The 12563-nt window shown below is 63.5% G+C and carries 15 protein-coding genes; 4 read left to right on the top strand and 11 right to left on the bottom strand.

Annotated elements, in window-relative coordinates; genetic code table 11:
- Positions 1–41: 41 nt before the first annotated feature.
- From HZR20_RS00415 to HZR20_RS00390, 6 genes are all read right to left on the bottom strand, one after another.
- On the bottom strand, positions 42–827 hold the full coding sequence (locus HZR20_RS00415) for an HAD-IIA family hydrolase (protein WP_181684622.1): 786 nt from the start codon (positions 825–827) through the stop codon (positions 42–44).
- Positions 828–875: 48 nt separating this feature from the next.
- On the bottom strand, positions 876–2264 hold the full coding sequence (locus tag HZR20_RS00410; RefSeq protein ID WP_181684621.1) for an ATP-binding response regulator: 1389 nt from the start codon (positions 2262–2264) through the stop codon (positions 876–878).
- Positions 2265–2381: 117 nt separating this feature from the next.
- Positions 2382–3761, bottom strand: a complete 1380-nt coding sequence (locus tag HZR20_RS00405) for a hypothetical protein (RefSeq protein WP_309484872.1) — start codon at positions 3759–3761, stop codon at positions 2382–2384.
- Positions 3758–4555 (bottom strand): ABC transporter ATP-binding protein, encoded by a 798-nt coding sequence (locus HZR20_RS00400; protein ID WP_181684620.1) that lies wholly within the window; start codon positions 4553–4555, stop codon positions 3758–3760. The genes HZR20_RS00405 and HZR20_RS00400 overlap by 4 nt, the downstream gene beginning before the upstream one ends.
- 157 nt (positions 4556–4712) lie before the next feature.
- Entirely contained in the window at positions 4713–6212 is a 1500-nt protein-coding gene (locus tag HZR20_RS00395; RefSeq protein ID WP_181684619.1) for a PH domain-containing protein, read from the bottom strand.
- Positions 6213–6214: 2 nt separating this feature from the next.
- Positions 6215–6832, bottom strand: a complete 618-nt coding sequence (locus tag HZR20_RS00390; protein WP_181684618.1) for a PH domain-containing protein — start codon at positions 6830–6832, stop codon at positions 6215–6217.
- Positions 6833–6956: 124 nt separating this feature from the next.
- Between HZR20_RS00390 and HZR20_RS00385 the strand changes: the two genes are divergently transcribed.
- Positions 6957–7514 carry an NAD(P)/FAD-dependent oxidoreductase gene (locus HZR20_RS00385; protein WP_181684617.1) on the top strand — a complete coding sequence of 186 codons (558 nt, stop codon included), beginning with the start codon at positions 6957–6959 and terminating at the stop codon, positions 7512–7514.
- A gap of 42 nt (positions 7515–7556) precedes the next feature.
- On the opposite strand, the gene HZR20_RS00380 is transcribed toward HZR20_RS00385, so the two are convergent.
- The 4 genes from HZR20_RS00380 to HZR20_RS00370 form a co-directional block, all read right to left on the bottom strand.
- The gene (locus HZR20_RS00380) at positions 7557–7715 is read right to left on the bottom strand and encodes a hypothetical protein (protein WP_181684616.1); all 159 of its coding nucleotides are present in this window, start codon (positions 7713–7715) and stop codon (positions 7557–7559) included.
- Between the two features lie 96 nt (positions 7716–7811).
- On the bottom strand, positions 7812–9560 hold the full coding sequence (locus HZR20_RS00375; RefSeq protein WP_181684615.1) for a hypothetical protein: 1749 nt from the start codon (positions 9558–9560) through the stop codon (positions 7812–7814).
- Between the two features lie 80 nt (positions 9561–9640).
- The gene (locus tag HZR20_RS14385) at positions 9641–9772 is read right to left on the bottom strand and encodes a hypothetical protein (RefSeq protein ID WP_258560306.1); all 132 of its coding nucleotides are present in this window, start codon (positions 9770–9772) and stop codon (positions 9641–9643) included.
- A 43-nt stretch (positions 9773–9815) separates the two neighbouring features.
- A complete protein-coding gene (locus HZR20_RS00370) occupies positions 9816–10457 on the bottom strand; it encodes a DUF998 domain-containing protein (RefSeq protein WP_258560305.1) in 642 nt (213 codons plus the stop codon).
- A 190-nt stretch (positions 10458–10647) separates the two neighbouring features.
- On the opposite strand from HZR20_RS00370, the gene HZR20_RS00365 reads away from it, so the two are divergent.
- The gene (locus HZR20_RS00365; protein WP_181684614.1) at positions 10648–10911 is read left to right on the top strand and encodes a hypothetical protein; all 264 of its coding nucleotides are present in this window, start codon (positions 10648–10650) and stop codon (positions 10909–10911) included.
- A 31-nt stretch (positions 10912–10942) separates the two neighbouring features.
- On the opposite strand, the gene HZR20_RS00360 is transcribed toward HZR20_RS00365, so the two are convergent.
- Positions 10943–11668 (bottom strand): DUF5518 domain-containing protein, encoded by a 726-nt coding sequence (locus tag HZR20_RS00360; RefSeq protein ID WP_181684613.1) that lies wholly within the window; start codon positions 11666–11668, stop codon positions 10943–10945.
- A gap of 312 nt (positions 11669–11980) precedes the next feature.
- Between HZR20_RS00360 and HZR20_RS00355 the strand changes: the two genes are divergently transcribed.
- Together HZR20_RS00355 and HZR20_RS00350 are read left to right on the top strand one after the other, a co-directional pair.
- On the top strand, positions 11981–12253 hold the full coding sequence (locus HZR20_RS00355) for a ribbon-helix-helix domain-containing protein (RefSeq protein ID WP_181684612.1): 273 nt from the start codon (positions 11981–11983) through the stop codon (positions 12251–12253).
- Positions 12246–12530, top strand: coding sequence for a type II toxin-antitoxin system RelE family toxin (locus HZR20_RS00350; protein ID WP_181684611.1), 285 nt, complete (start codon positions 12246–12248; stop codon positions 12528–12530). The genes HZR20_RS00355 and HZR20_RS00350 overlap by 8 nt, the downstream gene beginning before the upstream one ends.
- The last annotated feature ends 33 nt before the right edge of the window (positions 12531–12563 follow it).

Below are 12563 nucleotides of genomic sequence, written 5' to 3'. Positions count from 1 at the left end.
GCCGGCGTCATTCCGCCCCGACACCACAGAGTGTCGGTCCGCTAGAAGTCCGCGAGCACGGTTTCGATCTCTCCGAGCGAGTCGATCACGTAATCCGGCGAGATATCGCCGTCGGGGTCCGGGCCGTCGTCGATGCCAGTCCGGACGAGGACGGTCGTCATCCCCGCGCGTTCACCCAGCGCGATGTCTGTTTCGAGGCGATCGCCGATCATGAGGGTGGAGTCCGTCGGCGCGTCCAATCGTTGAGCTACCGCGTCGACCATCAATGCCGATGGCTTGCCGAAGATCCGGTCCGGTTCGCGCTCGACTGTCGCCGCGATCGCGCGGATGATCGACCCGGATCCGGGGAGTGGCTTGCCGTCAGTGCCAGGGTACGTTCGGTCGGGGTCGGTCCCGTAGAAGGGGACCGACCGTTCGAGGACGCGAAGGGCATCCACCATGTCATCGTACTCGAAGGCCGTCGTGTAGGAAGCCACGAGTACGTCGGCCTCAGCCGGGTCGTCACAGCAGGTGATCCCGGCTGCCAGAAACTGTTTACGGAGTCCGTCGCTCCCGATCAGAAAGACGTTGTCGTCGGGATGTTCGTCGGCGAGAAACTCGGCCGTGACGACGCCCGAGGAGAGGATGCGATCCGCACTGGTCGAAATGCCGACGGCTTTGAGCCGATCGACGTACGCCTCGGGGCTGTGGACGGGGCTGTTCGAGACAAAGAGGACGTCCCCGCCCGCTGATCGCAGGCGATCGATCCCGTCGCTTGCGCCGTCGATCGCCTCGCCGTCCCGGTAGACTGTGCCGTCGAGGTCGACTACTGCTCCGGCGACTGTCATCGTGAGTACTACGGCATTGGCAGCCAAAACCGCGACGGTTCGGCGACGTCACTCACCGCTCGTATCGACGATGTCGACGCCAGTCACCTCGAAGCGTGCGCCGCCGCCGTCCGCTGCCGTGACGCCGATCGACCAGTCGTGAGCCGCGACGATCTGGTCGACGATCGAGAGCCCCATTCCGGTCCCCTCCTGGCTGGTCGAGAACCCGAGGTCGAACACCTGGTCGCGATCGTCCGCCGGGATGCCCTCACCGTCGTCAGCCACGTAGAAGCCGTCTTCGAGCGCCCCGACCTCGACAGTGACTGCCGAGTCGCAGTGCTTGTGTGCGTTCTCGAAGAGATGTTCGAGTAGTTCCTGGAGGCGGCCGGGGTCCGCCGAAAGCGTCAGCCCGGTATCGACTGACACTGCGGCGCCGTTGACGGCGACGTTCTCCCAGGCTCGATCGACGACCGCCGAGAGTGACACCGGCTCCGGGTCGTGATCGGCTCGTCCCTGGCGAGCCAGCGTCAGCACGTCGTCGATGATGTGTTCCATCCTGGTGAGCGACCGATCCATCCGATCGGCCATCGCCGGGTCGACGTCATAGTCGCGCTCGATCAATTCCAGGGAACTCAGTGCGACAGTCAGTGGATTGCGCAGGTCGTGGCTGACGACGCTGGCGAACGTTTCGAGCCGTTCGCTCTGCTGGCGGACTCGTCGCTCGTGTTCGATGCGCTCGGTGACGTCCCGGGAGATCATCTGGAAGGAACGCCGGTCCTCGCGAACGTCGACCGGGACGAACAGGTTGTGATAGCGTCGCTCCTCGTAGACATCCTCACTGCTTTCGGTCGCATCGTTTTCGAGTGCGTCACGCCCCGTTTCGAGCCTCGACTGGCCCACGTCGCCAAGCACTGACTGGAGCGATCGACCCTCTAAACTTGCCGGCTCGGCGTCGACGATCGCCGAAAGCGCAGGGTTGACAGTCAGTAATTCTCCGTCGGCAGCGACCTGTGCGATGGCGTCAGGCGAGTTCTCGACGAGCAACTCGTGTTTCCGCTGGGCGCGCTGCTGGGAGACCACCTTCCGGATGCGATTTGCCAGTCGGCCGTACTGCTGGTCTTCGACGACTTCGAGTTTGAGCAGGTAGTCTGCGACCCCCTTCGCGATGGCCTCGCTGGCGATCGTCTCGTCACCGCGTCCGGTCAGCAGAATAAATGGGAGGTCGCCGAACTGCTCACGGACGGATGAAAGAAAGTCCAGGCCGTCACGATCCGGCATCTCGTAATCGCTGACGACACAGTCGATCGGTTCGTCTTCGAGTAACTCCAAGGCGTCGTCGACGTTCGTCTCTGCGACCGCGTCGATGTCGTGATCTGTCCGCATCGTCTCGGCGGTCATTTCGGCGAAGAATTCGCTATCGTCGACGACGAGAATTCTGATCGGTATCGTTTCGGGCATCGTTGTCAGGTCCTCTCCGGTCTAGCCCCGGCCTCCCGGCGCCCACCGAGTCATCGGAGTATTTCGGTTCCCAATAGAAAGTAGTTCTCTTTCCTGTAGGGTCACTTGCGGGTCGATCTATCCTCGCGTTCGGGTTAGCCAGCGCGGCCCGGCCCGATCCGCAATCACGACGCCGACGACGCCCGCCAGTGCGGCGATGCCGATCGCCAGTGGTGGTGCAATCCCCGGATACCGACCGGCCACAAGTGACAGAACCACGAGCGGGACCGCAACCGCCGCCGTCGCCGCGCCAAAGAGGGCAAATCGGGCCACATCGAACAGCAGGGCAGTCGGCGACAACCCCGCGAGCAGTGCCGAGACGCCAAAGACGTACACCGCGACTGCTGGCAAGATGAGGACGCCGATCAACAGGTCTTGGGCCGGGAACCACAGGGCAGCTGCCCCGAGAACGATCAGTCCACTCGGAACCGCCAGAGCGAGAAACGCCAGTAACTTGCCACGCAACAGTCGCGTGGGGGCGAGTGGGTAGCGATGGTACTCGCCAGGCATGTCGAACTGCGTCACCCAGGCGTAGGTCGTGAACGTTCCGAGTCCGAGCAGCGTGCCAAAGGCGATGCCGTGGGCGATTTCGAGCCCCGCGGCGTCGGCGACGACGACCAGCAACCAGCCCGTCACTGCCCCGAAGACAGAAAGCGAGAACAGGACTTTCCAGACGGACCCGCCCGAGCGAGCGACTTCTCTGAGTGTCCGGCCCGCGACGCCGTGGCCGACCGGCAGGGCTGGGACCCAGGTGGCGGGTCGCCGTCCGGTCTCAATCGGTTCGAACAGCGCGAACGCGACGACGCCACTCACGACGAGCGGGGCCGCCACACGTATGCCGCTCAGGAGCGACGGCGCTCCGTAGAAGGCGGCCGGCGTATATGCCAGGAAATCGAAGTCAGTGCCGAAGACCCCGACGGCGAACAGACCAATCACGGCCAGCAACGCGAGGCGACTCCGTGTGCCGACAGCGACCATAGCTAGACTCACCGTGACGCCCAGCGTGAATGCTCCAGCCAGGGTCACCCACAGCAGGAGGACATCACTCAGAGCTGTGCCGACGACAATCGCTCGAACGGCGTCGGCGATCGCCAGCGGCCCCAGGATAAGCCCCGTGTAGTACAGCAAGTCCTTCAGGACGAACGTCGCCAGTAGTCGTCGCCAGGAAATCGGGAGTGTCCGGTAACTACTGACCAGCAACGTCATCTCGCCGAGCACCGCCCGCATCGCGTCCCGACCGACTAACCCGATGGTTCCGACTTGCAACCCCAGAAACGCCACGAGGACGTGCAGGCCACCGACGACTGTCCCCCGACCCACGCCGAGATCGGAGAGCAAGGGGAGCCCGACGGCAGCGAGGCCGAACACCGCGAGCGGGAACGCGCCGAACCGGCGACCGCCAAACAGCTGGGTGTGCAATCGCCACTCCTCGCGGATCATCTCGGAGAGGAGACTCACGAGTCTGTGGCCTCCGCTTGGCTACCGTCTTCGGGGCGTCCGTCGGTTCCGACGGCCGATCCAGTCGACCCACGTACCGTCGCGACCTCGCCGCTGTCGACCGTTTCGACGAAGTAGTCCAGGAGGGCGTCGTTACTGAGATCCGTCGCGTCCCGTGTCGATCGAAGCTGCCCGCCGTCGAGAATCCCGACTCGGTCACAGAGGTCGGCCGCGACGTCAACGAAGTGCGTCGAGAGAAAGACCGTGTTGCCGGCCGCCCGATACGCGCGCAGTTCTTCTTTGACTCGCTCCTGGAGGATCGGATCCAGGTTGACCAGCGGCTCGTCGATGAACACCAACTCGGGGTCGTGGACGAACGCCTGGGCGAGCATCACGCGCTGGCGTTGGCCCTCCGAGAGGTCAGCTGCGACAGTATCCAGCGCCGCTGTGAACTCCAGTCGCTCGGCCCACTCCCCGATCCGGTCGTCGATATCGTCTAAGTCACGAACGTCACCGACGAACCGGAGGTATTCCCGTGGCGTCAGGAAACTCGGCGGGTCCTCCCGCTCGGGGAGGATGCCGACGGCCCCACGCACTTCCAGCGGATTCGTCACGGGATCGATCCCCAGGACGCGCGCGCTGCCGGCATCTGGTTCTCGCTGGCCCGTCAACAGGCCAATCGTCGTGGTTTTGCCCGACCCGTTCGGGCCGAGCAGCCCGAACAGCGAGCCACGCTCGACGGACAGCGAGAGATCAGACAGTGCCGTCAAGTCGCCGTAGCGCTTGGTGAGGCCATCGGTTTCGATCGCCGGCACGATCAGTACACCTCCGGAAACTCGCTCCGACGAAACTGCTGACCACGCGATCTCGTCCGTCGACACTCCATCGGACAGTGCATACCTCCGGTGGGCGTGGCGATGCCCTTAGGTGTTTGGTCGACACGCTCGTCCACACTCAGCGAGAGCGATCCAGTCAGGCTGGCTGGGAATCGGGGTGTCCGTCTCCAGGCCGGCGACGGGACGTGAGGGCGGCTTGCAGTCGGTCAGCAACGTCCTCCCGGAGCGCCTCGGCAGTCTCGTCGTCGATGTCCGCGGCGACGGCGTCGTCACCGCTCAGGCTACTCGACCCCGCGGTGTCGATGACGACCGACGCCAGTCGGCGACGCCGCTGGAAGATCGTCCGGGAACTGACGACCGTCTGGACGCGATAGGCGGGGACGATCGTGATCCGCTGGCTCCAGAAGCCGTTGCGTGTGATGACGTACTCCTCGCCGAGGTAGTACCCGCGGTGGCGCCACTTGAGATGGGCGGCCACCGGGACCATCCCGACCAGCAGTGCCGTCAGGTACCACGGCCACGACACATCCGGGTGCAGCGTCGTCGCGTACGCCCCCGCGATCAGCACGCCGACGACGATCAGGTACCGGGCTGCGTATCGCTGGCGTGCCCGTTTGGGCGGCCGTTCGAACGTGAACGTCTCGATCGGTTCGATCGATCGGGCGAGTTCGAGCACCCGGTCGCGGTCGGCGATCGGGATCGCTGCCTGTGACCGTGCGCCGCTTCCCTGTCCCGGCGAGTAACCGGCGGTCTCGATGGTCAGGCTGGCGTACCCGAGCCAGCGTGCGAGGACGTTTTCTCGGATCGACAGCGTCTGGACTTTCTCGATGGGAATCGACCCGCTGAACCGCTGGAGGAGGCCGCGTTCGTAGCGGTACTCCTCGCCTCGGCGATGTAACTGGAAGTCGTAGTAGCGCAACACCGAGATGATCCCACTCAGCACAGCCGTTGCGACGATTGCACCGATCCCGACGAGCGGGCCGATGAGGAACAGCTGGTCCGTGTCGGGGACGACCTCCGTGATCATCGACGGCCCGAAAACCGACAGTGCCCCGAGCAACAGCGGGACGAGTCGCAGATCCATCGAGACGATTCCGAGAATCCCGAGTTCCCGGGGGGTGATCGCGAACAGCGTCTCCCCGGTCGCACCCGCTGGTGGCTGCTGTTCGCTCTCGGTGTCCTCGCTGTCGTCGCGCTTGCGTCGTGCCACTTCCTCCTGGAGCCGGCTCGCTTCCTTCCGGTTGACGTACTGCAACTGGGCTTCTGTCTGGCCGCCACCGGCCGTTTCCAGTCGGACTTCGGCGATCCCGAGGACGCGCTGGATTACGTTCTGGCGGAGGTCGACGTTCTGGATGCGGTGGTAGGGGATCTCCCGGTCGCGTCGTGAGAGTACCCCGGAGTGAATGTCGAAGGTGTCTTCGGTGAGATCATAGCGGAAGCGCCGGTGGTAGGCCACTTCCCAGCCGGCGACCAGCGCGACACCGACGGCCGCGATCCCGACGAAGATAAGCGCCCCCTGGAGGAAGCTGCCACCGGAGCCGCCGGACCCGGCCACCCCGGCGAGGACGATCGCGCCGCCGATCCGGACGCTGTTCTCGGCGATTCGGTAGGGGATCGAGAGCGGATCGAGTCGCATGGTCAGACGGCGTCCTCGTCTGCGGTGTCCTTTGCGAGTACTTTGAGCCGATCCTGCAGTTCCTCGGCCTCGGCCGGCGTCAACCCGGGAATCGTCACGTCGGCACCGCGCGAGCCAGCGGTGTAGACGACCAGCGAGGACAGTGAGAGGGCGCGTTCGATCGGGCCACGGCTCGTATCGATATGTTGAACCCGGACGAAGGGGATGGCGCTCGTGACGTGCGTGATCACGCCGCGCTGGAGATATAGTGCGTCCTCCCGGACCTGGTACTCCCAGGACCGATACAACAAGACGACGTGGAGCCCGCCAAGCAGTGCGACGACGAGGAAGGCACCGACTCCCGGTAGCGGCCCCCACTCGAGGGCGAAGACGCTGAGGGCCCCGATCACGACGCCAGCGACGGCGGCGGCGAAGAGGGCACTCAGCAGCCACTTCCAGCGCACCCGTGCTTCGATTGTCCGGACATCGGTCCGGAGCGCTGCCCGATCGACGGGTGGGTCATTGTCTCGCTCGTCGGTGCCATCTGGTTGCGACCGTTCTTGGTTTTCGGCGTCGCTCCTCCCAGACTGGGCCTCTGCCCCCCCATCGGCCGGTCCAGTTGGTGGATCAGCGTCGGTCATTAGTCATCTCTCCGTTCGGCCATCGCTTAACGGTGGTGGGACTGGGCTGTTGTCACGGCTCCCTACACAGGCGTCGCTGGCTGGCGTACCAATGCTTTTCCCGGATCCACTCGTACGTGTAGACATGGCAGACGTTATTGTCGTCGGCGGCGGTCCAGCCGGCCTGAGTGCTGCACTGTTTACCGCGAAGAACGATCTGGAGACGCTCGTCTTCGACACAGACGAGACCTGGATGCACAAGGCCCACCTGTTCAACTATCTGGGTATCGAATCGATGGATGGCAGTGAATTCATGGACGTCTCCCGTGAGCAAGTCGAGGCCTTCGGTGTCGAACGCAACCAGGGCGAGGCGGTGACGGCCGTCGTGGAGACGGACGACGGATTCACTGTCGAAACCGACGAGGGCGAGTACGAGGCTGATTACGTCGTGCTGGCGACCGGTGCGGATCGTTCGCTGGCCGAGGATCTCGGCTGTGAGGCCACCGACGAGGAGATCGTCGACGTCGGCGTCGAGATGGAGACCAGCGTCGCCGACGCCTACGCGACGGGTGCGATGGTTCGCGCCGAGGAGTGGCAGGCCGTCATCGCGGCCGGTGACGGTGCCGCCGCCGCACTGAATATCCTCTCAAAGGAGAAGGGCGAGCACTTCCACGACTTCGATACGCCGGCCGACGCGGAGTGAGAGCCTCCCGGTCAGTGGTCATTGCTGTCGCCGAATGAGGGCCTACCGCCGAACCTCCGGCGGCTCGGCATCGTCAGAGAGGAAAATGCTGTCGGCCTCCGGATCGAAGTACACCTCCAGCGCCCGGAGCGCGCCGGCGTAGGCTGACACCATGATGAACGCGAATACCAACACAGCGGGGATGATGAACTGCAGGACCATGGTAGCTGATGGACGCGCAATGGCGAGTGTCTTTCGCTCGAATTCGGTGGTTGCAACACACCGATAGAAGACCCGTTCTGTCCCCGTCTTTCGCCGTCAGCCGGACGCCGAGGCGTCCGTCTCGTTGTCGGCCTGCGGATCGTCGGGATCGACGATCTGGGTACTCTGGCCCGCCTGGACGGGGATCCGTTCGACGACTTCCCCGTTCTCGTCGGTGATGAGCACGTAATAGAGGACGTTCTCTTCGTCGGGCGCAGGTTCGACATCGGTGCCGTTCTCGCCGGTATCGATCTCGCTCTCGTCGATGTCGCCCCGGATGAATTCCCGAATCGCCGTATCGTCGCTGAGTTCGATCGCGGTACCGGAGTCGGCGTTGACGAAGACGTTCCGTGTCACGTCGGTGGAGTCGACCGGTGCGACCTTGATGTGCCACCAGAGATCGCCGTCGACGGTCACCGGAACCGGTTCGGTAACGACGAAGTTCTCACCCCAGCCAGTCTGGGAGTCTTCAGACTTGGCGATCCCCATCGCCCGTTCGGGGCCGGTCAGTGTCTCGTCACCAGTGCCGAAGTAGGTGTACTCGCCGGTGTCGGCGTTGGCAAACCAGACCTCGTCGAGTCCACGCGTGTCCTCGCCGTATGGCTCCATTGCCGTCACGTAGGACAGCTGCTCGCCTTCGAGGTCGATGACGAACGGCTGGTCGTTGTTCGCCCCCTCGGGCAGGTGTGCGACCTCGACCTGTCCCTCGTGCGTCCCGATTACCGGCATCTGGTTGATGATTCCCTCACGGTAGCCCAGCGAGGACATCTCCGCCCGGGTCAACGTCATCGGATAGAGACGCTGGCCGTCGAGAATCTCGCTTGCCTGTGCCTCTTCGGGCGTGAGATGCTCGATGGTGCCGTCGGGATGGACCAGGGCCCCGCCGTTCCATTTCGGCGTTGTGTGCGGGAACGGGAGCAGGTGCCACTCGTGGCCGGTCTTTGGATAGTAGAGGTACGGCGTGCCGTCGTGGCTGAACTCGACAGCCTCGTCGTTGTACTGCGAGAGGTACCCGCCGAGTTTGGCGTTCCACTGCGCCGAGCGGTGGAGCCACATACCCTCGCCGTGCGTGAAGTCTTCCTCGTAGACGGTGATCTGCTGGGCGTCCATCGACGTCATGTTGGCGACGAGGACGCCACGCTGGTTCTCAAAGAGCATGTTCCGGGCCCCGTCGGGCTCGATGGGATACGACCAGGCCAGCGAGCCGTCTTCCTGTCTGGCGATGTCGCTGGCTCCAAGACGGTGCGTTCGGTAGGACACCGACCCGCGAGTCGTCACGTCAGAGACTTCCCGCGGCACGACGCGCGGGTTGTTCGCGTTGGCCTGTGGGAACTCCTCGACCTCGGTCGCGTCGGCCATCGTCTGTTGGGCCATCGTCCGCTGTTCGAGTGCCCCGGCCGGCACACTCACGAGGATCGAGAGCACGAACAGGACGCCGATGACGGTCCCGAACACCGTCAGCTTCCGCATGGCGCTTCCGCCGCCCGAAAGCGACCCGTTGAATTGGATCTCGTCGTTGTCGAAACTGATCTGCGGGCCGTCCGACCCGCTGGTCTCTCTTCGGAACCGAGACGGTGGCGTGAACCACAACACGAGCGCTGTGACTGTGCCGCCGCCGATCAGGACCATGCCAGAGGGCGAGAACAGCGCGGCGTAAACGACGCCGTGAACGAGCGGCCGCACGAGGTAGAGTATCCCGAGCACGATCGCCAGGATCGCCGCCCGCGTGCCGAGGAAGTACGGCAGGCCGGATCCGGGCGAGGGAACGTCCACCTCCGAACCGTCGTCGCTATCGACTTGTGCCATGGACGTCCGATCGCACGCCAGTGGTTAAATTCCGTGGGTTTCGCTGGGGACTAGGCTCCCGAGATGGCCAGCCGACCCGTTCATCCCGTTCGATATTCGATTTCGGCGATCGTCCCCCGCCAGTACGGGACGACGCCGTCGTCCGTCTCCCAGCCGACGTCGGCGGAGGCCGCCAGCCCCCACGATGAATGCGCTAACGGCGGCCAGGCCACCAAGAAGTTTCGACCATGGTGCAAACATCAAGCGTCCGGTCGATCAGTCTATCGTCGGCGTCCCATCGGTCCCCAAGAGGTATCCGCCGAAGGCCACGACCCAGAGCATCACCGGGTAGACGATCATTCGTTCCGCGCCGCCGTGGCCAATCGGGCCGAAGACGGCGGGATTGCCGGCGTCGCCGATCACCATAACGACGATGAACGCCAGGCCGAGCACGCCGGCGACGATGGCGACGATGCGCATCGGCCCGGTCAGGACTTGCGCCGTCCCAATCGCTTCGAGGTTGAAGCCGAGGAACGCCAGTAGGGCGAACAGCGAGTGTGGGTCTGTGTCGAGCGGGAACAGGCCCGTACCGATCGCGCCGATCGTCGCCACTGCATAGAGTCCGAGCAGCCAGCGACGACCGTGGGCACGATAGAGGAGCCAGCCGCCGAGGAGGTTCAACACGCCGACGGCGAGCAGTCCGACGTTGAACAGCAGTGCCGTCTCGGCGATAACGCCCAGATCGCTGATAGCCCCGCCGCCGAAGTCGTAGCTTGGCGCCATCGCGGCAGCGAGCATTAGGACGGTCATGAATCCGCCAGCGAGGAGCAGGAAGCACGTTCCGGCGAGCGTGGTCCGCGGGAGACGGCTGTCGAGCGTGGGCGTCGGCATTTCGGTCGGCGTATCGGTGGTGTTCATTGTCGTTCCTCTATATGAATGCTTGAGTAACACGATAAAGACATACTATCAGTGCCGCCCGGTGAGAAACCTTGAACCACACCTGTTCGGTTCTTTTCGACCGGAATTCGGCTAGGATATGTTGTCAGAATGTTAGTGGACCGATCGAACCGCGCCGAAGACTTACGGCAGTCGGTTAAGAGGTCCATCTATGGCAGATGCTCCACCGTTCGTAAACCCGGAGACGAGCGAATTAGACCTCTACCAGATCTGGGACGAAGCCCTTCCCGTCCTGGGACTCGTCGTCCTGTTCGGCTCGCTCGCGTTGCTTCCGTACCTCGTCGCCGTGGTGGTCTTCGAGGGAACGTTCGTGAGCCTGCTCCTCATATTGTTCACACAACTCCTCTTCGCGGTCGGCGCGGCGATCGTCCTCATGTACGTCATTACCCGGGCCATCCAACTCGCCGACGCGTGATCGAGCCGAGTGTGGGGGGACTTTCCTCCTTTTAGTCGGTATCGGCGAGACGGCCGCCAGCGAAGCCCCCGAGCGCACCGAGACCGGCACCGTAGGCCGCGACGAACAGCAGCGTGAGGAACATCGCGGTGACGACGACGATCCCCAGCCCAGCCTCGCCGACCGTGGCAAAGCCATTGTACAGCCCGACGGTGACGAACACGAGGAGCACCAGGGCCGGCACCATGGACAGGAAGCCGGCGAGTCCGCCGACGCTAACTGAGCGACCACTCGCCGGGTGTTCGAGATAGCCCGCGAGACCGCCACCGACGACCGGTGAGAACGGGATGAACGACAACACTGCTGTCCCAACCCCACCGAGGACGGCGGTAGCTCGATACGACGCCACCAGTTCGTCGCTGACACCCTGACGCGTCCGGTGGCGGACAAAGACGTACCCGATCGCGAACAGGACCAGTCCGATCCCGGTCACGAGGAGGCCGAGTCCCGTCCAGTTGACGATCTCGACGGTTAGATCGAGCATCTCCGCCTCCGTGAGATCGCGTTGGAGCATGACGACCGATATTTCCCCGGACTCGACACCCTCCGCGAGGAGTCCCCGATCGACGACGAACGTCACCGCAGTGCCGCCCACTGTCAGCGCCATCCCACCCAGCGCGATGATCACTCCGGCGAGCCAGTCGACGTACTCCGGCAGCGGCCGAGCGAACGCGTCCGGACCATCCTCATCCGTTTCTGGCGCATCTGTCGTTGCCATAATCCAGCCCTACTCCCGGTTCGATCTTAATAGTGTCTCTACGGCGATCACTTCACGAAATTAAGAGCTAGCAAACACAGTGGGCCGGTGTGATCGGACTCTGGAGAATCCTACAGGATAATATACTGTTCTGGCTGCTCTGACAGATACGGGGGCACGTGTAGTACGTGCTAAAGCCACGCAGAAAATCTGCCTTCGGTCAGTACGGCGGTGACCGAAACCACGATAAATGGGTAGCGGCCACTGGTGACCGTTGCGAGAGCGACATTGCTGACCACAACCCTCTTGTCTCGCTTTGCGTAATACGTTAGTATGTCGAATTCAGATACATCATCCGGGAAGCCGGTGAAGACAAACATCAACATCCGTGTGGCGGAAACGTTTCTCGAGGACATCGATGCGACATGGCAGGAAGAGGGATACAACAGCCGGAGCGAGTTCATTCGGGATGCCCTCCGTGACGCAGTGCGTCATCCGGACTTGACGCGGGAAAGCTGGAAGGAAATCGCTGCTGTCGAGCACGCCCGTCGGACGGGAGACAGCGAGACCTTCTCCCGTGAGGACATCGTCGGCGACGATGAGTGACGATGAGTGGCGCTGGCAGTTCCGCACGCCAGCAAAGCGAACCTATGACGACCTCGACGAGCACGCACAAGACCGCATCACTGACAAACTCGACGAGATTGTCACCGATCAGTGGCGTGATCCTGACGACTACCTCGAACCACTCACTGGCGTACCCCACTCGAAACTCAGAGTCGGCCAGTTTCGGCTCGGTGCCGAGTGTGATCACGACGAGTGTGTCCTGGACATCTACACTATCGAACACCGAAGTGGTGCGTACAAGGCTGACGACGATTGATACCGACGACGCACAATCGAACTGAACTATTCA

It is taken from the genome of Halorhabdus salina (assembly GCF_013839425.1).
Lineage (GTDB): Archaea > Halobacteriota > Halobacteria > Halobacteriales > Haloarculaceae > Halorhabdus > Halorhabdus salina.
The sequence above is the reverse complement of the archived record's forward strand: the minus strand, read 5'-3'. Positions and strand labels throughout refer to the sequence as shown.

Excerpts from the sequence above, each read along its gene's own strand:
- HZR20_RS00410 (WP_181684621.1), bottom strand. The coding sequence starts at position 2,264 with ATGCCCGAAACGATACCGATCAGAATTCTCGTCGTCGACGATAGCGAA.
- HZR20_RS00385 (WP_181684617.1), top strand. The coding sequence starts at position 6,957 with ATGGCAGACGTTATTGTCGTCGGCGGCGGTCCAGCCGGCCTGAGTGCT.
- HZR20_RS00360 (WP_181684613.1), bottom strand. The coding sequence starts at position 11,668 with ATGGCAACGACAGATGCGCCAGAAACGGATGAGGATGGTCCGGACGCG.
- HZR20_RS00395 (WP_181684619.1), bottom strand. The coding sequence starts at position 6,212 with ATGCGACTCGATCCGCTCTCGATCCCCTACCGAATCGCCGAGAACAGC.
- HZR20_RS00370 (WP_258560305.1), bottom strand. The coding sequence starts at position 10,457 with ATGAACACCACCGATACGCCGACCGAAATGCCGACGCCCACGCTCGAC.
- HZR20_RS00355 (WP_181684612.1), top strand. The coding sequence starts at position 11,981 with ATGTCGAATTCAGATACATCATCCGGGAAGCCGGTGAAGACAAACATC.
- HZR20_RS00375 (WP_181684615.1), bottom strand. The coding sequence starts at position 9,560 with ATGGCACAAGTCGATAGCGACGACGGTTCGGAGGTGGACGTTCCCTCG.
- HZR20_RS00365 (WP_181684614.1), top strand. The coding sequence starts at position 10,648 with ATGGCAGATGCTCCACCGTTCGTAAACCCGGAGACGAGCGAATTAGAC.
- HZR20_RS00380 (WP_181684616.1), bottom strand. The coding sequence starts at position 7,715 with ATGGTCCTGCAGTTCATCATCCCCGCTGTGTTGGTATTCGCGTTCATC.
- HZR20_RS00415 (WP_181684622.1), bottom strand. The coding sequence starts at position 827 with ATGACAGTCGCCGGAGCAGTAGTCGACCTCGACGGCACAGTCTACCGG.
- HZR20_RS00350 (WP_181684611.1), top strand. The coding sequence starts at position 12,246 with ATGAGTGACGATGAGTGGCGCTGGCAGTTCCGCACGCCAGCAAAGCGA.
- HZR20_RS00390 (WP_181684618.1), bottom strand. The coding sequence starts at position 6,832 with ATGACCGACGCTGATCCACCAACTGGACCGGCCGATGGGGGGGCAGAG.